At 68.1% G+C, this 21,457-nt stretch carries 15 protein-coding genes and 1 pseudogene; 7 read left to right on the top strand and 9 right to left on the bottom strand.

The features are described from left to right. The first annotated feature begins 64 nt into the window (after positions 1 to 64). Both QK291_RS14940 and QK291_RS14935 read left to right on the top strand, forming a co-directional pair. Entirely contained in the window at positions 65 to 2,587 is a 2,523-nt protein-coding gene (locus QK291_RS14940) for a DNA topoisomerase IV subunit A (RefSeq protein WP_282383308.1), read from the top strand. A 165-nt stretch (positions 2,588 to 2,752) separates the two neighbouring features. Next, a complete protein-coding gene (locus QK291_RS14935; protein WP_282383307.1) occupies positions 2,753 to 3,271 on the top strand; it encodes a DinB family protein in 519 nt (172 codons plus the stop codon). Between the two features lie 46 nt (positions 3,272 to 3,317). Here QK291_RS14935 and QK291_RS14930 read toward each other — a convergent pair whose 3' ends face one another. From QK291_RS14930 to QK291_RS14915, 4 genes are read right to left on the bottom strand one after another with little or no spacing between them, the layout of a single operon-like run. Next, a complete protein-coding gene (locus tag QK291_RS14930; protein ID WP_282383306.1) occupies positions 3,318 to 4,310 on the bottom strand; it encodes a GNAT family N-acetyltransferase in 993 nt (330 codons plus the stop codon). Positions 4,311 to 4,331: 21 nt separating this feature from the next. After that, positions 4,332 to 7,988 carry a thiol reductant ABC exporter subunit CydD gene (cydD, locus tag QK291_RS14925; RefSeq protein ID WP_282383305.1) on the bottom strand — a complete coding sequence of 1,219 codons (3,657 nt, stop codon included), beginning with the start codon at positions 7,986 to 7,988 and terminating at the stop codon, positions 4,332 to 4,334. A 6-nt stretch (positions 7,989 to 7,994) separates the two neighbouring features. After that, positions 7,995 to 9,044 carry a cytochrome d ubiquinol oxidase subunit II gene (gene cydB / locus QK291_RS14920; protein ID WP_282383304.1) on the bottom strand — a complete coding sequence of 350 codons (1,050 nt, stop codon included), beginning with the start codon at positions 9,042 to 9,044 and terminating at the stop codon, positions 7,995 to 7,997. A 35-nt stretch (positions 9,045 to 9,079) separates the two neighbouring features. Further along, positions 9,080 to 10,681 carry a cytochrome ubiquinol oxidase subunit I gene (locus QK291_RS14915; RefSeq protein WP_282383302.1) on the bottom strand — a complete coding sequence of 534 codons (1,602 nt, stop codon included), beginning with the start codon at positions 10,679 to 10,681 and terminating at the stop codon, positions 9,080 to 9,082. A gap of 251 nt (positions 10,682 to 10,932) precedes the next feature. On the opposite strand from QK291_RS14915, the gene QK291_RS14910 reads away from it, so the two are divergent. Continuing rightward, on the top strand, positions 10,933 to 11,856 hold the full coding sequence (locus QK291_RS14910; protein ID WP_282383300.1) for an NmrA family NAD(P)-binding protein: 924 nt from the start codon (positions 10,933 to 10,935) through the stop codon (positions 11,854 to 11,856). Between the two features lie 304 nt (positions 11,857 to 12,160). Here the strand turns inward: QK291_RS14910 and QK291_RS14905 are convergent. Beyond that, positions 12,161 to 12,579: pseudogene (locus QK291_RS14905) on the bottom strand (aquaporin). Positions 12,580 to 12,940: 361 nt separating this feature from the next. Here QK291_RS14905 and QK291_RS14900 point away from each other — a divergent pair. The 3 genes from QK291_RS14900 to QK291_RS14890 all read left to right on the top strand — a co-directional run bounded on the left by QK291_RS14900 (position 12,941) and on the right by QK291_RS14890 (position 15,907). After that, positions 12,941 to 14,377, top strand: a complete 1,437-nt coding sequence (locus tag QK291_RS14900) for a DUF2252 domain-containing protein (RefSeq protein WP_282383296.1) — start codon at positions 12,941 to 12,943, stop codon at positions 14,375 to 14,377. A gap of 147 nt (positions 14,378 to 14,524) precedes the next feature. Then, positions 14,525 to 14,911: a BlaI/MecI/CopY family transcriptional regulator gene (locus tag QK291_RS14895; protein ID WP_069951345.1), complete on the top strand. Its 387-nt coding sequence runs from the start codon at positions 14,525 to 14,527 to the stop codon at positions 14,909 to 14,911. A gap of 6 nt (positions 14,912 to 14,917) precedes the next feature. Next, a complete protein-coding gene (locus QK291_RS14890; RefSeq protein ID WP_282383289.1) occupies positions 14,918 to 15,907 on the top strand; it encodes a M56 family metallopeptidase in 990 nt (329 codons plus the stop codon). Between the two features lie 139 nt (positions 15,908 to 16,046). Here the strand turns inward: QK291_RS14890 and QK291_RS14885 are convergent, their stop codons facing one another. From QK291_RS14885 to QK291_RS14875, 3 genes are all read right to left on the bottom strand, one after another. Further along, a complete protein-coding gene (locus QK291_RS14885) occupies positions 16,047 to 16,187 on the bottom strand; it encodes a hypothetical protein (protein ID WP_282383286.1) in 141 nt (46 codons plus the stop codon). Between the two features lie 49 nt (positions 16,188 to 16,236). Beyond that, positions 16,237 to 17,157, bottom strand: a complete 921-nt coding sequence (locus QK291_RS14880; protein WP_282383284.1) for a PA domain-containing protein — start codon at positions 17,155 to 17,157, stop codon at positions 16,237 to 16,239. A gap of 170 nt (positions 17,158 to 17,327) precedes the next feature. Beyond that, positions 17,328 to 19,436, bottom strand: a complete 2,109-nt coding sequence (locus QK291_RS14875) for a DNA topoisomerase IV subunit B (RefSeq protein ID WP_282383282.1) — start codon at positions 19,434 to 19,436, stop codon at positions 17,328 to 17,330. Positions 19,437 to 19,673: 237 nt separating this feature from the next. Here QK291_RS14875 and QK291_RS14870 point away from each other — a divergent pair, with 237 nt between their 5' ends. Next, the gene (locus tag QK291_RS14870) at positions 19,674 to 19,895 is read left to right on the top strand and encodes a hypothetical protein (protein WP_282383279.1); all 222 of its coding nucleotides are present in this window, start codon (positions 19,674 to 19,676) and stop codon (positions 19,893 to 19,895) included. Between the two features lie 219 nt (positions 19,896 to 20,114). On the opposite strand, the gene QK291_RS14865 is transcribed toward QK291_RS14870, so the two are convergent. Next, positions 20,115 to 21,449: an RNA polymerase sigma factor gene (locus QK291_RS14865; RefSeq protein ID WP_282383277.1), complete on the bottom strand. Its 1,335-nt coding sequence runs from the start codon at positions 21,447 to 21,449 to the stop codon at positions 20,115 to 20,117. Positions 21,450 to 21,457: the final 8 nt, after the last annotated feature.

Here is a 21,457-nt window from a genome sequence, read left to right as displayed (position 1 = left end):
CTTAGCCTAGTCATAAACTTCCGCCGCACACGTCCAGCACCGCTCAGAAGGACCCACCAGCCTCATGGCACGCCGCCAAACCCCGTCCCCGGCAGGGGAAGCCAGCAACGATTTCGTAGAGAACATCGTCGATATCGACGTCACCTCCGAGATGGAAGGTTCATTCCTCGAGTACGCCTATTCGGTGATCTACTCGCGGGCGCTTCCGGATGCGCGGGACGGCCTGAAGCCGGTGCAGCGGCGCATCCTGTACATGATGAGCGAGATGGGCCTCCGCCCGGACCGCGGCCACGTCAAGAGCGCCCGTGTGGTGGGCGAGGTCATGGGCAAGCTGCACCCGCACGGTGACACCGCGATCTACGACGCCATGGTCCGCATGGCGCAGGACTTCTCGCTGCGGCTGCCGCTCATCGACGGGCACGGCAACTTCGGCTCGCTCGATGACGGCCCGGCGGCCCCGCGGTACACCGAGGCCCGGCTCGCGGCGGCGGCCCTGACCCTGACGGACCACCTCGACGAGGACGTCGTCGACTTCGTGCCCAACTACGACAACCAGCTGACCCAGCCGGACGTCCTGCCGGCGGCTTTCCCGAATCTGCTGGTCAACGGCGCCACCGGCATCGCCGTCGGCATGGCCACGAACATGGCCCCGCACAACCTGGTGGAAGTGATCGCCGCGGCCCGGCACCTGATCGAGCACCCGGACGCCACGCTCGAGGACATCATGCGGTTCGTCCCCGGCCCGGACCTGCCCACCGGCGGCCGGATCGTGGGCCTGGACGGCATCCGCGACGCCTACGCCACCGGCCGAGGCTCCTTCAAGACCCGGGCCAAGGTGGAGGTCGAACAGCTCTCGGCCCGCCGCACCGGGCTGGTGGTCACGGAACTGCCGTACATGGTGGGGCCGGAAAAGGTGATCGAGAAGATCAAGGACGCGGTCAACGGCAAGAAGCTCGCCGGCATCAGCGACATCGTGGACCTCACGGACCGCAAGCACGGCCTGCGCCTGGTAATCGAGCTGAAGAACGGCTTCAACCCCAACGCCGTGCTGCAGCAGCTGTACCGCTACTCGCCGATGGAGGATTCCTTCGGCATCAACAACGTCACCCTCGTCGACGGGCAGCCGCAGACCCTCGGGCTGCTGCAGCTGCTGACCGTCTACGTGGAGCACCGCATCACCGTGGTGCGCCGGCGCACCGCCTTCCGCCTCGGCAAAAAGAAGGACCGTCTGCACCTGGTCGAGGGCCTGCTCATCGCGATCGTGGACATCGACGAGGTCATCCAGATCATCCGTTCCTCGGACGAGCCGGCCGCGGCCAGGACCCGGCTGATGTCCATCTACGACCTCTCCGAGATCCAGGCCAACTACATCCTGGAGCTCCGGCTCCGGCAGCTGACCAAGTACTCGCGGATCGAACTCGAGAAGGAGCAGGAGGAACTCCGAAGGGAGATCGCCGAGCTCGAAGCCATCCTCGGCTCCAGCGACCGGCTCCGCGCCCTGGTGTCTTCCGAGCTGGCCGAGATCGCCGAGAAATACGGCACGCCGCGCCGGACCGTGCTGCTCGAATCCGAGGCCGTCTCCCCCACCGTCGCCGCCGCCCTGGCCGCCGCGCCCGGGGCGAAGGGCAAGGCCAATCCCCTGGCCCTGGAGATCGCTGACGATCCCTGCTGGGCGATCCTGACCGCCTCCGGCCAGATCGCGCGCACCGCCAACCAGGACGGCCTCGCCGAGTCCGGCCCGCGGACCCGGCACGATGTGTTCACCTCCGTGGTGAAGACGTCAGCCCGGGGCGAGATTGCCGCTGTCACCTCGCAGGGGCGCATGCTCCGGCTCCAGGTGATGGACATGCCCGTGCTGCCGCCGACCCAGGGCACCCCGAACATGGCCGGCGGTGTGCCGGCCAAGGACTTCATCACCCTGCTCAAGGGCGAATCGCTGGTGGCGTTCGCGCCGCTGGATGAGGTGCTGGCGGTCGGCACGGCCCAGGGCGTGGTCAAGCGGGTCCAGCCCGACTACCCGCTGAACCGCGAGGACTGGGAAGTCATCGCGCTCAAGGACAAGGACACCGTGGTCGGTGTCGCCCCCGCGGGTTCGGACGACGTCGACCTCGTCTTTGTGACGCGGCAGTCGCAGCTGCTGCGCTTCCCGTCCTCCGCGGTCCGTCCGCAGGGCCGGACTGCGGGCGGAATGGCCGGCATCAAACTGGCGGCCGGGGACCAGGTGATGTTCTTCGGCGCCGCCAGCCCGGCCGACTCCGACGCCGTCGTGGTGACCATCGCCGGCACCGAAGGGGCTCTCCCGGGCACCGCTCCCGGAGCCGCCAAGGTCACCGCCCTCAGCGAATACCCCGCCAAGGGACGCGCGACCGCCGGGGTCCGGGCGCACCGGTTCCTCAAGGGCGAGGACAGCCTGCTGCTCGCGTGGGCCGGCCACGGCCCCGCGAAGGCGTCCTCCCAGGCCGGGGTGGCCCGATCCCTGCCCGGGGAACACGGCCGCCGGGACGGGTCCGGCATCCCGCTCTCCCAGGCCATCGACGCGATTGGTCCGAGCATGTCCTGGCAGCCGGCCCCCGAACCGGAAGCCTAGGCCGGCTGGGGTTTGCGGCGGTCCGGCGCCGGGTCTACCGGCGGCGCCCGGGTCCGCTCCCCGGCAGGACACTCGCAAATTGGCCATTTGCCGCCGGCACGCGCCTGGTCGTCAAGCGTATCCGGCCATCGACCACGGCCGGGAAAATGCGTTTAGACTGCTCACATGCCTATCATCGCGGACAACAAGGACTGGACCTGGGTGCTGCAGCGGCCCTGTCCGGAGTGCGGCTTCGACGTCTTGGCGTGCACCCCGGCCACCGCGCCCGGGCAACTGGCCAGCATGCTGCCACGCTGGCGCGCCGCGCTGCGGCGTCCGGACGTGACGGAACGCCCGAATAGTGACACGTGGTCCGTGCTGGAGTACGCCTGCCACGTCCGGGACGTTTTCACCCTGTTCGACTACCGGCTGGACCTGATGCTCCGTGAGGAGGGCGCCCGCTTCGATGACTGGGACCAGGACGTGACCGCGGTTGAGAACGACTACGCGAACGCCGACCCGGCCGAGGTCAGCGCGGAACTCACCGCGGAGGGCGAGCAGATCGCCGCTTCCTTCGCACGGGTCCCGGAGGACCAGTGGGGCCGTACGGGCACCCGCAGCAACGGCTCGGAGTTCACCGTGCTGACGTTCTCGCAGTACTTCCTGCACGACGTCGTCCATCACCTCCACGACGTGGACGGATAGCGTGCGGGTGGCCAGTGGGACAGGTAGCTACAGTGTGGGCAGGTAGCTACAGGTCCTTGTCCCAGGCCATACTGGTGTTGACGGCGACGTAGCCCATCCTGGCGTAGAGGGCCAGGGCGCCGGTGGGGTTTTCCGAATCGACGTCGAGCGAGGCCTTATCCATCCCGGCTGCGGCGAAGCGCCGCATCGCATCGGCCAGGAGCGCCTGCGCCACCCCGCGGCCGCGGAACTCGCGCCGCACACCCAGCAGGTCCGTGTAGCCCTCCTTGTAGCCGCGCGACACGGCACTGACGGCGTCATGGCTGGCGAGCTGGTAGCCCGCCACCTTCCCGGTGGATCGCTCCAGGACGACGGCGCTCAAGTCAGGCCGGGCCAGCGGATCGTTTACCACGAAGCCCCAGCCTTCCTCGTCCCTCGGCTCGCTGCCCCAGTGGTCCCGGAACGCGTCGTTGTGCGCGAGCCGCACCGGCTCGTGCAGTTCCGGCCCGAAGCCCACGAGTTCCAGCCCTTCGCCCAGCACCGCCTCGGGAAGACCGTCCGCCAGGGGCCGGTGCATTTCGTTGTAGTAGCGGACGATCCGGTAGCCCGCGTCCCCGAACAGGGCGGCCTGGTGGGTGTGCTGCTGCTCCATATGGAGCCGGAGCCTGGGCATGGAACCGTCCACGGTGTCCTCGGCAAAACGCTGACGGGTCCTCACCTCCATCCAGCCCAGCAACCCGGTGCCGATCCCGTGTCCCTGCCAGGCGGGGTCGACGCAGCCGTACCCGATCGCCTTCTCGCCGTCCGGGTTCTTGGTGATCCGGCCATAGGCCCGGACCGCGCCCCGCGCGTCGAAGCCGAGCACCGTGTTCGCGGCGGCCGGGTTCGTCCGTGATTCCAGGACCTGTTCCAGGTCGGCGCGACGCTCGAACCAGACGGGCCGTTCGACGGCGGCGGTCCGCGCGATCAGTGCCGCCCAGTCGTCCAGGTCCGCGGTGCCGGCGGCCCGCCACTCGAGGCGGGGGTCCAGGCTGGCAAGGGGGTCGGCGTGTGCGTTCATGGCAACAGGCTAACGTCCGCCCTACCCCCGCGCCAGCAACGGCGTTGGCTCCGGGGTGAGCGCAGCCTGCGCGGCGGCGGCCCGGTCCAGGTCCAGCCGGCTGTCGTCCGCGGCGATGTCGTCGGGATTGTGGGTCACCAGGACCACGGTGCGGTCCCGTAGGCCGTGCCGGAGCTCGGCGAGCATGGCCCGGCCGGACTCCGCATCCAGATGGGCTGTGGGTTCATCGAGCAGGATCACGTCCGCACCGGTCAGGAGGGTGCGGGCGACGGCGAGGCGCTGGCGTTCGCCTCCGCTGAGGAAGGCGCCGCCGGGTCCGATCCGGGTGTCCAGGCCGTGCTCCAGCCGCCCGATCAGCGGTCCGAGGCCCACCGTGGCCAGGGCGTCCTGCAGCCAGGGTTCCGGTTCTCCCCCGCGCTGGCTCTCCGGGAGCCCCAGGAGCAGGTTGCCGCGGATGGTCGAGTCGAAGAGGTGCGCCTCCTGCGGGCACCAGGCGGCACGCCCGCCCAGCAGGATCTGGCCGCTGGCTGCCGGGAGGAAGCCCAGGACGACGGCGAGCAGGGTGGACTTACCGGAGCCCGAGGTCCCGGTGACGGCGAGCCAGCGCCCGGGTTCCGCCGTGGCGGTGAGGCCGGTGAAGACCGGCACCCCGCCGGGCCAGGCGGCCGCGAGGTCCTTCAGCTCGATCCCGGGCCTGCCTCCGCGCCGGCCGGCGACCGGAACCAGGCCGGAGGACGTGTCGGTGTCGCCGTCGTCCAGGACGCCCGCTTCGCCGATGCGCCCCAGCACGGCCCGCAGCGCGGGATACTGCCGCACCGCCGTCGTGATCGCCGCGTAGGGCTCCACGAGTGCGAGCTGGAGCAGCACCACAACGGCAACCGTGGCGGCTTCAACGGCTCCGCTGAGGGCCAGCGGAGCGGCCAGCACGGCACTGGCCAGGGCGGCGGTCCCGCAGGCCAGCACCGTCAGGCCCTGGCCGAGCCCTTCGGCCCACGCCGAGCGCTGGGAGGCTTGGGTGGCGGAGCGGTCCGCGCGGGTGATGGCCGCGAGCACCGGCGCGGAGACGCCATTGGCGTGCAGCTCGGCGCGGGCGTCGAGGGCTGCCGCCACCTGGCGGAGGACCCCGGAGCGCAGCCGCTGCTCGGTGCCGGCGGACATCCGGTCCGCTGCCAGCGCCAGGGCGGGGGCTGCCACGAGGCTCAGCACCGCGGCGGCAATCACGGCAGGGAGCGCGGCCGGCAGGAGCAGCGTGGTGCCGGTGACGGCGGCAGCGGCGACGGCCACGGCGGTGAGCGGCGGCAGCACCACCCGGGGCAGCAGCTCCCGGACCGTGTCGACGTCGTCCACCACGGTGCCCAGGACGTTGCCGCCCTGCAATAGCCGGCGCAGCGAGAGGGCCCGCCGGCTCAGCGACTCCCAGAGCCGGCCGCGGAGCCGGGTCAGGGCCGCAAAGACGGCGTCGTGCAGCAGGAGACGCTCAAGATAGCGCAGCGCGGCGCGGCCGATGCCGAAGAAGCGCACGCCCACGATCGCGGTGAGCAGGTACAGGATGGGCGGCTGCTCGCTGGCGCGGATGATCAGCCAGCCGGAGAGCCCGGCGAGGGCGGCGGCGAAGAGCGCCGCCAGGGTCCCAACAGCGCCGGCCGCGGCGAATTTAACGCCTACGGGTGCGAGCAGCCGGCGGAGCCGGGTTGCCGTGGACCCGGGCGCGGTGCGTCCGGCCGTCCCCGCCTGCATCGCGCGGGGATCAATGATCCCGGCCGGTTCGAATGCGCCCTGCGTCCCGCGGGGATCCGTGTTGTCGGCGGGCCGGCCGGGCCCAGGCTGCTCAAGCCCAGGCTGGCCGGCGGATGCAGCGGCGCGGGTCGCCGGCACGGGCCCGGGAACCGGCGCGGCCACCACGGACCCGGGGGCAACGGGGGCAACGGGGGCAACGGGGGCAACGGGGGCAACGGGGGCAACGGCCACGAAATCATCGGCGAGTTCCCGGGTCGACCGGTCGTGGGCCACCAGCAGGACGGTGACCCTTCCGCGGAGCGAAGCGATGGCACGGCTCACGGCGGTGGCGGATTCCCGGTCCAGGTGGGCGGTGGGCTCATCGAGCAGCAGCACCCGGGCCCCGGCTTCGATCCGCGCCAGGCCGCGGGCCAGTGCGACGCGGCGCAGCTCCCCCGGGCTGAGCTCGGCGGGATGCTTTGCGGCCAGGTGCTCCGCGGCGCAGGCGGCCAGGCAGCGCAGGGCCGCGGCGTGGTCCGGATCGCCGCCGGCACCGTCCGCCGCAGGTCCCGCGGCGGATCCCAGATACAGCCGGATCTCGTCCAGCACGGTGGGAGCCACCATCACGGGATGCTGCGGCACCCAGGCGAGGTCCGCCATCGTGAACCCTTCAAGCCGTCCGGTGACAGTGGTTTCCCGGTCCGGGCCGCCGACCGTCCCGATGGTGCCGGCCAGCACCCCGAGGACGGTGCTCTTGCCGGCGCCGCTGGGACCGTCAAGGGCGGTGATGCGCCCCGGGGCTGCGGTGAAAGTCAGGGGCCCGACGGCGGCGTCCTGCCGGCCGCCGTAGCGGACGGCCAGCCCGGCCACGCTCAGGGCAGGCGGACGGACGGTGCCGGCGTCAGCCCCCGCAGAGGCGGAGGCCGTCCCGATTAAGGCGGCCGTCCCGGTTAAGGCGGCCGTCCCGGTTGCGGCAGCAGCGGAGGCAGCGTCACCGGTGGCGTCCGCGGCGGGCCGCAGCGGCGCGGGCTCGGGCGCCTCGAGGACGGCCGTGGTTTCGGCGAGCGCGGCACGGCCGTCGTCGCTGGCATGGTGGGCGGTGCCCAGTTCCCGGAGCGGGAGGTAGCAGTCGGGGGCGAGGATCAGGGCCAGCAGCCCCGCTTCCAGCGCCATGTCGCCGTGGACGAGCCGGACGCCGATGAAGACCGCGACGACGGCCACGGAGATGGTGGCGATGAGTTCCAGCGCGAGGGCGGAGAGGAAAGCGGTCCGCAGGGTTCCCATGGTCCGGTGGCGGTATTCCTCGGAGAGACCCTCGAGCGCCTTGCGCTGCGCGGTGGCGCGGCCCAGTCCCACGAGGACGGGCAGGCCCTTGGCGAGCTCCAGCATGTGGCCGGAGAGCCGGGACAGGGCCGACTGGGCTTCCCGGACGCGGTCATCGGTATAGCGGCCGATCAGGACCATAAAGACCGGGACCAGCGGCACGGTCAGCACGATCACGGCGGCGCTGATCCAGTCGGCGTACAGGATGCGCGCCCCCAGCAGCAACGGGATCGCGGCGCAGTTCACCAGGGCGGGCAGGAACTGGGTGTAGTAGCCGTCCAGGGCGTCCAGTCCCCGGGTCGCCAGGATGGCGAGGCCGCCGTCGGACGGCCCGGCGGACCGGGTGCCGTTGCGCAGCGCCCGCCCGAGCAGCTGCGAGCGCAGCTGCTCTTTCACCCCCAGTGCCGCCCGTCGCGACGCGACAGCCTGCGCCCAGACCATCAGGGACCGCAGCACCACGCCCGCAACCCCCCAGTACAGCTGCCCGCCCCAGGCCGGGTCGCCGGCCATTAGTCCCGCCAGCATGGACGCGACCGCCTGCGCGATCAGCACGAGGGACAGGGCCTTCAGGGCCGCGAGCAGGCCCAGCAGGTAGAGGGCGGCGCGGTTGGCGGGGCCCGGGGGGAACTGCGGTCTCATCAGGTGCTAGTCCTTGGGTGCCAGGGCTTTGGCGGCGATGGCGGGGAGGAAGCTGTGTGCCTCCGGGATGTGGGCGTCGCTCACCCGCCGGCGGAACACCCAGTAGGTCCATGCCTGGTAGGCGAGCACCAGGGGCAGACCGATGAGGGCGACAATGCTCATCAGCCCCAGGGTGTAGTCCGAGGAGGAGGCATTGGAGATGGTCAGGTTGAAGTCCGGGTTCAGCGTGGACGGCAGCACCACCGGGAACGCGGCGCCGAAGATCGAGGCGCTGCCCAGGAGCAGGAAGGCGCCCAGGGACAGGAACGCGCGGCCTTCGGCACCGGTGCGGGCGAAGTTCCACGCCAGGACGGCGGCTACGACGGCGGCGACCACCGCGAGCACGGTCCACATCTCGCCGCTGAGCAGCTGCAGGCTGATCGCCCAGCCCGCGATCGGCAGCAGCAGGACGGGCAGGAGCCGGACAAACCACCGGCGGGCGCGGTGCCGGACGTCGCCGTCGGTCTTCAGGGCCAGGAACGCCAGCCCGTGCAGCAGCGAGAAACCGACGACGGCGAGGCCGCCCAGCACCGCATAGGCGCTGAACCACGCGAACGGGCCACCTTCGCGGTCGCCGTTGGCGTTCAGCGGCAGTCCCGTGGTGGTGAGCCCCAGGGCTGCGCCGATGCCGAAGGCCGCCACGAGGGAGCCGAGGGAGATGGCCCAGTCCCAGCGGGCACGCCACCGCGGGTTGTCGACCTTGCCGCGGTATTCGAAGGCCACGGCGCGGAAGATGAGGGCGACCAAGACCAGCAGCAGCGGCAGGTACAGCGCGGAGAACAGCGAGGCGTACCAGAGCGGGAAGGCGGCGAAGGTGGCGCCTCCCGCGGTCAGGAGCCAGACCTCGTTGCCGTCCCAGACCGGGCCGATGGTGTTGAGCAGCACGCGGCGTTCGGTGTTGTTCCGGGCGAAGGCCTTCATCAGCATCCCGACGCCGAGGTCAAAGCCCTCGAGGAAGAGATAGCCCGTCCATAGCACCGCGATGGCGATGAACCAGATGGTGGGAAGGAGATCCATGCTGAGTATCCTCTGCGTTTCTTGGGGAGCGAAGGCTAGTAGGCGAAGGCCAGGACGTCGTCGGCGTCCCCGGGCTTGCCGGGGCCACCGCCGTTGGGGGTGGCATCCTCGTTCTCGTCCGCGGGCACGTGCGCCAGTTCCGGCATGGCCGCGACCACCCCACCGCGGATGTACTTGACCAACAGCTTCACCTCGACCACGAGCAGCACCGCATACACGGCGGTGAGCACCACGAGGGAGGTCAGGAGCTCGCCGGCCGAGACGCCGGGAGAGACCGCGGCGGCAGTGAACATAAAGACCTGGTCAATCCCGTTGGAGTCCGGGTTGGGGGCAACGACGAAGGGCTGGCGGCCCATCTCGGTGAAGATCCAGCCGGCGGCGTTGGCTCCGAACGGCGCCAGGATCCCGAACACGGCCAGCCGCATGAGGCCGCGGGAGGCGGGCACTGTCCCGCTGCGGGTAACCCAGAGTGCAACCAGCGCGGCCAGGGCCGCCAGTCCGCCGAAGCCGATCATCATCCGGAAGCCCCAGTAGGTGACCTCCATGACCGGAACGTACTGGATCTCCTGCCCGGCACGTTCCCCGTAGATGGGGTTGTCCGGCAGGTTGGTGCCGTAGTCGGCCTTGTACTGGTCGATCAGGCTGTTGACGCCCTTGACCTCGGTGGTAAAGTCGCCCTTGGCGAGGAAGGACAGGATCCCGGGGACCTCGATGAGCGCGACGATGTCATCACAGTTCCTGGAGCCGACGTTGCCGATGCTGAGAATGGAGAAGCCGGTGCCGTCGTGGCAGGCCGCTTCGGCGGCGGCCATCTTCATGGGCTGCTGTTCGAACATGAGTTTGCCCTGCAGGTCCCCGGTGATGGCGGTTCCGGCGAAGGAAACCATGGCCACGACGGCGCCGATCCGCAGGGAGCGGATCCAGACGGCGTGGTCGGTGCTGTCCCGGCCGGGGATGGCGGCCTCGCCGGGGACGACCTTGCCGTTCGCGCCGAGGGTGTCGATCCCGTCGTGCCGGCGGCGCCACAGGTGGTACCAGGCGATGCCGAGCAGGAAGGCGCCGGCGACGGCGAGGGCGCCGAAGATGGTGTGCGGGACGGCGACGAGGGCGGTGTTGTTGGTGAAGACCGCCCATGCATCGGTCATCACGGGACGGCCGTTGACCATCTCAACGCCCACCGGGTGCTGCATCCAACTGTTGGCGACGATGATGAAGTAGGCGGAGAAGACCGAACCGATCACGGCGATCCACAGGCAGGCCAGGTGGACGCCGGGTTTGAGCTGCTTCCAGCCGAAGATCCAGAGCCCCAGGAACGTCGACTCCACGAAGAACGCCAGCAGGGCCTCCATAGCCAGCGGCGCCCCGAACACGTCGCCGACGAAGCGGCTGTATTCGCTCCAAGCCATGCCGAACTGGAATTCCTGCACAATGCCGGTGGCGACGCCCATGATGAAGTTGATCAGGAAGAGCTTGCCCCAGAACTTGGTCATCCGGAGGTACTCCGGCTTGCCGGTCCGGTGCCACATTGTCTGGATCACGGCGACGACGAGGCCCAGGCCGATGGTGAGCGGCACCATCATGAAGTGGTAGACGGTGGTGATTCCGAATTGCCACCGTGCGATTTCCAAGGCGTCCAAGGCGTCCCTCACTTGCTAGGAGCAACTTCTACATCACGTAGAAGAATTCTTCTACAGAGTGTAGAACACTTTGATGGGTCACTGCACCCAGAGTCCCACGGCATGTAACGGCCCGCAATGGAGGCGCCGCGGGCGACCCACGTTGGAACCGGGGCGTCGTTGGGTCAAACCCGGGAGTCTCCTCGTCCCACCGTTGGTAGTCTTTAGCCGACGCACCCCTTTCCCCGAGACATCCCAAAAGGTGCGAACAAATGACCCCGACAACACCCCCTTCGGACACCGTCCTGCTCGCCGGCGCCACCGGCGATCTGGGCGGACGGATCCTGCGGAATCTGGTCACGCAGGGGGCCACCGTTCGGGTCCTGACACGACCAGGAACCGACGCAGCGCGGATTGCCCAGCTACGCGCCCAGGGAGCCGAGGTGGTCCAGGCCAACTACGACGATCCGGACGGCCTCAGAAGGGCCTGCACGGGAGTTGATTGCGTCGTCTCCGCGATCAACGGTCTCGACAGCGCAATCTTCAGTGCCCAATCGCGGTTGCTTGAGGCGGCCGCCAGGGTCGGCGCGCCGCGTTTCATCCCGTCCGATTTCTCCATCGACTACCGCGGCATCCGTCCCCGAAGCAACCGGAACCTGCAGCTCCGCAGGGTCTTCGCACAGACACTGGACGCCACCGAAATCCAGGCCACGTCGATTCTCAACGGCGCCTTCACCGACATGCTCTCCGGGCAGGCACCAATGATCCTGTTCTCCCGTCGCCGCGTGCTCTTCTGGTCCGACCCCGACCAAGTGCTCGACTTCACCACCAAGGACGACACGGCCACGTACACCGCCGCCGCCGCCGCCCTCGACAAGCGTGCGCCCCGCGTCCTCCAGATCGCCGGGGATCAGGTCACGGCAAGGACCCTGGCATCGACGATGACCGACCTGACCGGGACCCAATTCCGGCTCCTCTACGCGGGCAGCGTCGGTTCCCTGACTGCAATGAGCCGTGCAGTCAGGGCCCTGACGCCAGCCTCTGACGACCCGTTCCCGCCGTGGCAGGGCATGCAGTACTTCGCCAGCATGTTCAGCGGCGACGCGAACCTGCGCTTCATCAACAATGACCGCTACGGCAGCCGGAAGTGGACGACCGCCCGGGACATCCTGATACAGCACCGCCAGCAAAGCTGACCGCGGCAAACTGACCGCGCGGCATGCGAAATTCGGCAACTGTCCCTTGATCCAAAGGGACGCGGGTGCCAGACCATTGAACGCAGGCCTGCTGCAGCGTCACTCCTGAGTTGCGCCAGGCCTTGGGGACACATCGACCCTCATCGGGTCAGCACAGCAAAGGTTCCTTGTCGGTGGCAACCTCGGTGAAGAGGGCTCCCTGGGCGGCGCCCGAGCCCGACTTCCCGCCGCCCGTGCCGCGCAAGATGAAGGCGATACCGACAGCGACCACCGCACCGGCCACTGGGCCGGCGGCGTACACCCATTAGTCGCTGAAATTGCCGCCGGCAAGATCGGGCCCTAACGTACGCGCCGGATTCATCGATGTGCCGGAGGCTGGGCTGCCCCACAGACCGGCCACAGCAATGTACGCGCCGACCGCAACCGCCCCGAGCAACCCGATGTTCTGGGCACCGGAGGCGGTTCCCAGGATGACCCTGACCAGCCCGAGCGTCAGCAGTGCCTCCATCCAGAATGCGGCGCCGGGCGAATAGCCTGCCGCCGGATAGTTTGATCCGTAGGTGGCGGAGACGCCGATCACCGCCTGCAGCAGCACGCAGCCAAGCGTCGCCCCGATGAGCTGAACAACGATGTAGCCGGCACCCTGCGCCACGGGAAGTCACCGCGGAGCGCGCAGGCAATGCTGACCGCAGGGTTCAGATGTGCGCCGGAGATCTTGCCCATGAACAGGATGATCCCCATCACCATCAGGCCCGGGCACCACGGCCGACGCTGGCATCGTGCCCGCCCAAAAAAGGAGCCGGCACCTGAGAAGGCCAATGTACCGCTGACGGAGACCCTTGTCAGCGCTGCGCGGGTCGCTCGCTAGCTGGCGGATGGCGCGGTTCCGTCCGCCAGCCGGGGCGGCTCCGCGCTTTCCGCAGCGCGTTGACCACGGGCCGCTTCAGGGCCACAATCGCAAATACCTGCACAGCCATGCTGATGGAGCACGGAGCCGAGGCGCGTTCGCGCAACTCAGCAGGTACCGCCCCCAGGCAACCAGTGCCCGGTGGCGGTTCCCGACGTCAAAGGGAGGTCGCCGATCATGGCCGAGAATAAAGTCAAGCACCGGAGCGTCGAGGAGCGGGTTGCGAAGGGCAAGGGATACCGGAAGAAGACGCCAGTCTCCAGCTCCACGGGTTGGGTGCCCGCACCGGACCGGCCGGATCCGGTCGCGCTCCTCGAGGAACAGAACCTTACCCGCGAACAGGACCTCGTCCCGGTACGCCACGGACGGATGCTGGTCTCACCGTTCACTTTCTACCGGGGCGCGGCCAAAATCATGGCCGCCGACCTAAAGGACACCCCGCGGGCCGGCCTGGTCGCCCAGCTGTGCGGTGACGCCCACCTGTCCAACTTCGGCGTATTCGCCTCGCCAGAGCGGACACTGCTGTTTGACCTGAACGACTTCGACGAGACACTGCCAGGGCCGTTCGAATACGACGTAAAACGCATGGCCGCAAGCTTCACCATCGCGGCCCGGAACAACGGGTTCACCAAGGAAGAAACCCGCGATGTGACGCTGACCGCGGTTCGGGCCTACCGGGAAGCGATGGCCCAGTTCGCGAAAATGCGCACTCTGGACATCTGGTACGCCCGGCTGTCCGAGGAACAGCTGCTGGAAACCATCAACTTGGCCGTCGCATCCCAAAAGGGCAAGGCCCTGAAGAAGGCTGCCCAAGGCATGGAAAAGAAGGCGCAAGCGAACGTCGCCAAGGCCCACACCCGGGACAGCCTTCAGGCACTTTCCAAGCTCGCCGAGCTTGTGGACGGGCAGTACCGAATCGTCAGCCAGCCACCGATCGTCATCCCGGCCCGGGAGCTGGGCGGATCGTTCCACATGTCCGCCGATGAACTCGAGCACGTGATTCACGACCAGCTGCGTTCGTACCGGGCGACGCTGCAGGACGACCGGCGTCGCCTCCTCGAGCGCTTCGAAATCATCGACGTCGCCCGCAAGGTCGTCGGCGTCGGCAGCGTCGGCACCCGGGCGTTCATCGCCTTGCTTCAGGGGCGCGACCAGCAGGACCCGCTGTTCCTGCAGGTCAAGGAGGCCACGCGGTCAGTGCTCGAGGACCACTTGCCCAAGAGCAAATTCAAACAGCCGGGCGAGCGCGTGGTGCAGGGGCAGCGTATGATGCAGGCCGCGAGCGACATCTTCCTGGGGTGGACCAAGGGCGCGCAGGAAAACCGGTACCTGTACTGGCGCCAACTGCGTGACATGAAGGGCTCGGCCATTGTGGAAGGGATGAAACCGCTCGGCCTGACCCTCTATGCCAATGCCTGCGGATGGACCCTGGCGCGTGCGCACGCCCGCTCGGGCGACGCCGTCGCAATGGCCGCCTATCTGGGCAGGAGCGACAAGTTCGATGTGGCGGTCACCGACTTCTCGGCACGCTACGCCGACCAGAATGAGCGGGACTACCAGGCCTTCGCCGACGCGGTCCGCTCCGGCCGGCTGGAAGCAATCGAGGGCCTTTAGGTCGACATCGTCCGCGACACGCCCACACCCGGCACTTCTACCTCATGTAGAAACTATCCGCAAAACGCGGTAAATTTGAGACAGAAGTATTCAACTACCGCCCGGCAGAGTCGATCCGCCGGGCGGCCCTCACGAAGGATGTATGGAATGGCAAGTCTCGGTGAGCTGGAACGGGCAGTGATGGATCTGCTCTGGGCAGGCCATGAGGCTGCGACCGCGAACACCCTGCGGGATCTGCTTGCACAGAGCACCCGTCCCGAAAACGGTACTGCAGGCCACGAGGGCAAGGACCTGGCCGTCACCACGGTCCTGACCGTGCTCTCCCGACTGGAGCGCAAGGGCCTGGTCGAGCGCGAACGCGGCACCCGCCCGCACCGCTACCAGGCAGTCTCCAGCCGTGAGGACCACACCGCTGAACTGATGCACGAGGTGCTGGGCTCCGCACCCGACCGCGAGGCCGTACTGGCCCGCTTTATTGGATCCGTTACCGATACCGAGGCAGAAACGCTGCGCAAGCTGCTGGGACTCAGCTAGCGCCCTATGTTCTGGACCTCATGGTTTCTGGCGGTCCTGGCGATAGCGCTGGCCTGGCCCGTGCCTGTCCTGCTTTCCCGCGCGCAGTGGCCGGCGCGTTCGCCGTTCACAGCGATGCTGCTCTGGCAGGCGATTGCGCTCGCCGGCGGGCTGTCCATGATCGGCGCCATGCTGGTCTACGGGCTGGAACCGATCGGGGACAACCTGTTGGCCGGCCTGAAGGCCCTTGCCGGGATGGTCTTCACCAATGCGCCCACCACGTCGCTGGGTTTCTGGCACGTCTTTGCGCTCTCGGCCGCGGCCCTGCTGACGGCCCATCTGGTCTTCACGCTGCTGCTGACGTACTACAAGATCCAGCGCCAGCGGCGCCGGCACCGCGAGCTGCTGGCCCTGTTGGCGTCCCCGTCCGCTGACGGCCCGCGGACCATGGTGATCAACGTTGACTCCCCCGTCGCGTACTGCCTGCCGGGAGGGGCCCGGTCGGTCACTGTGCTCTCCGACGGGCTCATGGCGGCCCTGGAACCCGCCGAGCTCCGTGCGGTCCTGAACCATGAGAACGCCCATTTGGACCAGCGGCACCACTTGCTGCTCTGGGCTTTTGCGGCCTGGCGGCAGGCGCTGCCGTGGCTGCCCACCACGCGGCTGGCACAGGAGGCCGTCAGCTCGCTGATCGAGATGCTCGCCGACGACGTCGCCCTGAAGACCGAGAGCAAGGCCACCCTGATCAAGGCGATCGCGATTGTGGCGGGCGGCAACTCCGGCTCCCCCGCTGCCCGGATGGCGTTCGGCGAACCGGAACTGTGCGACGTCGGGCCCGGCCAGCCCGGTGCCACCGGCGGGGCCGGTTCGGCCCGGACGACGGCGTCCCGCGTCAGCCGCCTGCTCTCGCCGCAGCCGCCGCTCCCGGAACCCCTGCGCGCGGCGGTGCTGGCGGCCTGCCTGCTGCTGCTGGCCGTTCCGACGGCCCTGCTGATTGTCCCCGGCCTGCTGGGCTGAGCCTGCTTCATGGCTGCCCGCGGCCTATTGGGCTGAAGCCCGTCCGCGGCCGCCGCCGTCGACGGCTACATACAAATGCCGGGCCGCCCCACCCGCAGGCGGAGCGGCCCGGCACCCGTTGCGCGGCTGTGGCCCGTGGCTACTTGAGCAGCTTGTTGGCCTTGTATTCGAGGTCCACGTTGCCGGTTCCGCTACCTTTGGTCGTGCCATTCACGGCCGAGGTGGTCATCGCGAAGGTGAGCGTGGAGTGGGCGATCGCATCCGCCATTTGCTCCAGCACGGTCACGTTTACTTTTTCGATGGTGTCGCAGGCCGCGTGGTAGTACTCGTCATGGGCAATCTTTGCTGCCCCCCCCCCCCCCGAAGATTGCCGCCTCCTCCTCCGTCTTCGGGTCTTCCGCCGCGGTGAACAAGCCGCCGGCCGGAATGCCGTTGTTGATGAAACCGGAATAGTCGGACCGTCCGTCAAAGGCCGTCGGCGCCACGGGCAGGCTCTGGGACTTGAAGGAGGCCAGGAAGACCTTCTCCACCAATGCGGAGCCGTTGGGTCCCTTCTCGCCGAACGCCGAGCCGTCGCCGTCATAGAAGAAACGGACGAAGTTCGGCGAGCCCACCATGCCGCCAAACAGAAGGGTGCGGTCTTCATCAGGCACAACATTGCCTTGGTTGAAGATGATGACACCCTTGGCCCCGGCGGCGACCGCGTCCACCTTGATCCGGAAGGTGCAGGTGCCGCGCTGGATCAGGGCAATGTTTCCCGTCGGGAAGGCGGCGAAGTCGCCCGCCTCGCAGCCGCTGGTCGACGCGCGGTCACCGATCAGGTTCAGGTCGACGCCCGTCACTGCTTCGGTGACGTCCCCATCACCGGAGTGGTCCAGGTCCAGGAAGTCCTTTTCGTAGCTATAAACGTTCGGCGTCGGCGACACCCGCGCCAGAGTGGCTTTGAGGCTGGAGTACCGCTCGTACGTGAAAGGCTGGCGGGCCGTGGTGTAGCCGACTGCCCGCAACTGACCTTCGATGTACCGGGCGGAGGCCTCGTAGCCCGATGTCCCGGCCGCGCGGTTGCCGCCGTTGGCATCCGCGGTCTTCTGAAGGGCACTGAGGTGGGTCATGATGTTTGCTGCCGACACCGCGGAGCGAAGGGCGCCCGAGTTGGTTGCGGGTGCTGCAAGGGCCGGCGGCGCGAAGCTGACCGCCAGCCCGATCGTGGCGGCGATGGCCGCACGCTGGATATTCCGAGTTTGCCTCATAGGGGTCTCCGGGATTCATGCTGCGGAATACGGCCCCGGGCGTCATTGCCCGGGGCCGCGCGACGACACTATCGGATAGAGGCATGCCGGGTTAGAGGGCCTTTGGCCACTGACGTGATCCGGCTGCGGCACGGACAATTCCGGCCGCCACCGCGCCCCAAGGTCCGGGGTCAGGCGTCGATGCGCTCCCGGTCGAGGCCCGCCGCTCCGGCGATGATGAAGTCCTTGCGGGGCGCGACGTCGGATCCCATCAGCAGGTCGAAGGTCTCTTCGGCGTGCTTGGCGTTTTCGATCCCGACCTTGCGCAGGGTGCGGTGCCGCGGGTCCATCGTGGTCTCGGCCAGCTGCTCCGCGTCCATTTCGCCCAGGCCCTTGTAGCGCTGGATCGGCTCCTTGTACCGCTTGCCTTCCTTGGCGAGCCTCGCCAGCAGGAGGTGCAGTTCCGCCTCCGAGTAGGTGTAGATCATCTCGTTGGCCTTCTGGCCGGCGTTGATGACCTCCACCCGGTGCAGCGGCGGGACGGCCGCGAAGATCCGGCCTGCCTCGATCATCGGCCGCATGTAGCGGAAGAACAGCGTGAGCAGGAGCGTGCGGATGTGGGCGCCGTCGACGTCGGCGTCGGTCATCAGGATGACCTTGCCGTACCGGGCCGCGCTGATGTCGAAGCTCCGGCCGGAGCCGGCTCCCACCACCTGGATGAGCGCGGCGCATTCGGCGTTGGAGAGCATGTCTCCCACCGAGGCCTTCTGGACGTTGAGGATCTTCCCGCGGATGGGCAGCAGCGCCTGGAAGTCGGAGGAGCGCGCCAGCTTGGCGGTGCCGAGCGCCGAGTCGCCTTCGACGATGAACAGCTCGGAGCGCGCGACGTCGTCCGTGCGGCAGTCCGCGAGCTTGGTGGGCATGGAGGACGTCTCGAGGGCGTTCTTGCGGCGCTGGGTTTCCTTGTGGACGCGGGCGGAGATGCGTGACTTCATCTCGCTGACGACCTTTTCCAGCAGCAGCGCCGACTGGGCCTTGTCGTTGCGCTGGGACGAGGTCAGCTTCGAGGTGATTTCCTGTTCCACGACCTTCGCGACGATGGCCCGCACGGCAGAGGTGCCCAGGATTTCCTTGGTCTGGCCCTCGAACTGCGGCTCTGCGAGCCGGACGGTGAGCACGGCGGTGAGTCCCGCGAAGATGTCGTCCTTCTCGATCTTGTCGTTGCCGGCCTTCAGTTTGCGGGCGTTGGTCTCGACCGCCTTGCGGAACGTCTTGAGGAGCGCCTGTTCGAAGCCGGTCTGGTGTGTTCCGCCCTTGGGCGTGGAGATGATGTTGACGAAGGTGCGCACCGTACTGTCGTAGCCGATGCCCCAGCGAAGGGCGACGTCGACCTCGCAGTCCCGCTCGACCTCGGTCAGCTGGCTGTGACCTTTGTCGTCCAGGACCGGGACGGTCTCCTTGAACTTGCCGGAGCCGTGCAGACGCCAGACGTCCGTGACGGCGGGGTCGGCGGCGAGGTACTCGACGAACTCAGAGATGCCGCCGTCGTGGTGAAAGATCTCCTCGTGCCCGCCGAACTCGCCCGGGGTGCCGGGGAGCTTGCGCTCGTCCCGTACGGTGAGTTTCAAGCCCGGGACCAGGAAGGAGGTCTGGCGGGCGCGGGCGGCGAGTTCGTCGTAGGAGAACTTGGCGTCCGGGGTGAAGATCTGCCGGTCCGCCCAGTAGCGGATCCGTGTGCCGGTGACGCCGCGCTTGGCCTTGCCCACAATGTCCAGGACTGAACCGTCGACGAAGGGCGAGAAGACCGAGGAAGGGTCCAGCCGGGTGCCGGTGTCCTTGAAACGGCCGGGCTCGCCGCGGCGGAAGGACATCTTGTAGGTCTTGCCGCCGCGGTCCACTTCGACGTCCAGCCGGGCGGACAGGGCGTTCACGACGGAGGCGCCCACGCCGTGCAGCCCGCCGGAGGCCGTGTAGGATCCGCCGCCGAACTTGCCGCCGGCGTGCAGCTTGGTGAAGACGACTTCGACGCCGCTGAGCCCGGTTTTCGGTTCGATGTCCACCGGGACGCCGCGGCCGTCGTCGTGGATCTCCACCGAGTTGTCCGCGTGCAGGATGATTTTGATGTCATGGCCGAACCCGGCGAGGGCCTCGTCGACGGAGTTGTCGATAATCTCCCAGAGGCAGTGCATGAGACCGCGGGAGTCGGTGGAACCGATGTACATGCCCGGTCGCTTGCGGACGGCCTCGAGGCCTTCCAGTACGGAGAGGTGCCGGGCGGTGTAGTCAGAACTTGGTGCCACGGGGCGGAAACTCCTTCAGGAACGGAACCGTCGCCATTGGACGGACAGAGGTTTTGGCGCTCTTCCTAGGGTAGTCGGAGTGCCGTCGTCCGGCGTGCCGCCACTCTTCCGGCGCCGCGGACGCCGGAACCCGTTACCGAGACGTGATACGCGTACAGCGAAAGTGAGCCATCCGTGCCGTGGTTTCGCTGCGAATGCTGGTTATATAGGTATACCGATCTACTAAGGAGGCCGAACATGACAACAGCAGTTGCGGACCGCACACTCACCACCGTCGACCGGTGCGATCGTTGCGGAGCACAGGCGTATGTCCGGGTTGTTCTCGGCGCCTCCGGAGGTGAGCTTCTTTTCTGCGGCCACCACGCCCGCGCCGTAGAACCGACGCTCAGGCCGCTCAGCTCTGACTGGCACGACGAGACGGGCCGCCTTCACGAGAAGCCGGCAGTCCCGGTCGATTAGAGTCCGGTCGCTTAGACCACAAGAGAAAGAGCCCCTCCGGTTCCGGAGGGGCTCTTTCCGTCTTAACGACCGACTCTGTCAAACTCCGTTGCCGAACAACGTTTTCGAACGCGGTTGTCGAACACCGATTCTCACCGAACAAACAACGCGGGGTCATTTCCGGCCCAATCCTCCGGGGAGGATCGGGCCGGAAATGACCCCGCGTTGTTTGTTGCGTGCCTAGTCCAGGTAGTCCCGGAGGACCTGGGACCGTGACGGGTGCCGCAGCTTGGACATGGTCTTGGATTCGATCTGGCGGATCCGCTCACGCGTGACCCCATAGACCTTGCCGATTTCGTCTAAAGTCTTCGGCTGTCCGTCGGTCAGGCCGAAGCGCATCGCCACCACGCCGGCTTCGCGTTCGGAGAGGGTGTCCAGCACCGAGTGCAGCTGTTCCTGCAACAGGGTGAAGCTCACTGCGTCGGCCGGGACCACTGCCTCGGAGTCCTCAATGAGGTCACCGAATTCAGAGTCGCCGTCCTCGCCCAGCGGGGTGTGCAGGGAGATCGGTTCGCGCCCGTACTTCTGGACTTCGACGACCTTTTCGGGTGTCATGTCCAGTTCGAGGGCCAGTTCTTCGGGAGTGGGTTCACGGCCGAGGTCTTGCAGCATCTGGCGCTGCACACGGGCTAGCTTGTTGATGACTTCCACCATGTGCACCGGGATGCGGATGGTGCGGGCCTGGTCGGCCATGGCGCGGGTGATGGCCTGGCGGATCCACCAGGTGGCGTAGGTGGAGAACTTGAAGCCCTTGGTGTAGTCGAACTTCTCGACCGCACGGATCAGGCCCAGGTTGCCTTCCTGGATCAGGTCCAGGAACAGCATGCCGCGGCCGGTGTAGCGCTTGGCCAGCGAGACCACGAGCCGGAGGTTGGCCTCCAGCAGGTGGTTCTTGGCACGCTTGCCGTCGTGGATGACGAATTCGAGCTCACGCTTGAGCTTCGGATCCATGGTTCCGTCGTCGGCGTTGATCTTTTCCTCGGCAAAGAGGCCGGCCTCGATGCGCAGGGCAAGGTCGACTTCCTGCTCGGCGTTCAGCAGGGCGACCTTGCCGATCTGCTTCAGGTAGTCCTTGACGGGGTCGGCGGTAGCGCCGGCGGACATGACCTGCTGCACGGGGGCGTCGTCGTCGTCGGCGTCGGAATAGACAAAGCCGGAGCCGGTAGCGGCCGCGGCGGCCTTGGCGGGGATTTCCTCCCCGTCCTCACCGATCTCGACAGCCTCCACGACGACGTCGTCGAGGTCGACCTCGGCCTCCTCATCGGTGTCGTCGTCACCGTTGGCTTTGCCGGCGGCCTGCGCCGCGGCTTTAGCGCCGGGCTTGGGCCCGCGCTTCTTGGGTTCAGGCTTGGCGACTGCCGATGCGGTGGTGTCACCTTCGGCCAAGGCTGCGTCTTTGACGGCCTTGTTGGCTGCACGCGTGGCGGCGCGCTTGGCGCTCGTCGCCGCCTTCTTCTCCTCGGGGGACAATACGGCCTGGTCGGCGGGTTCCTTCTTCGCGGAAGACGGGGTCACAGAAAACC

The sequence above is a fragment of the Arthrobacter sp. AL12 genome (genome assembly GCF_029960645.1).
Taxonomy (GTDB): domain Bacteria; phylum Actinomycetota; class Actinomycetes; order Actinomycetales; family Micrococcaceae; genus Arthrobacter.
This window is presented reverse-complemented; position numbering and strand designations above follow the sequence as displayed.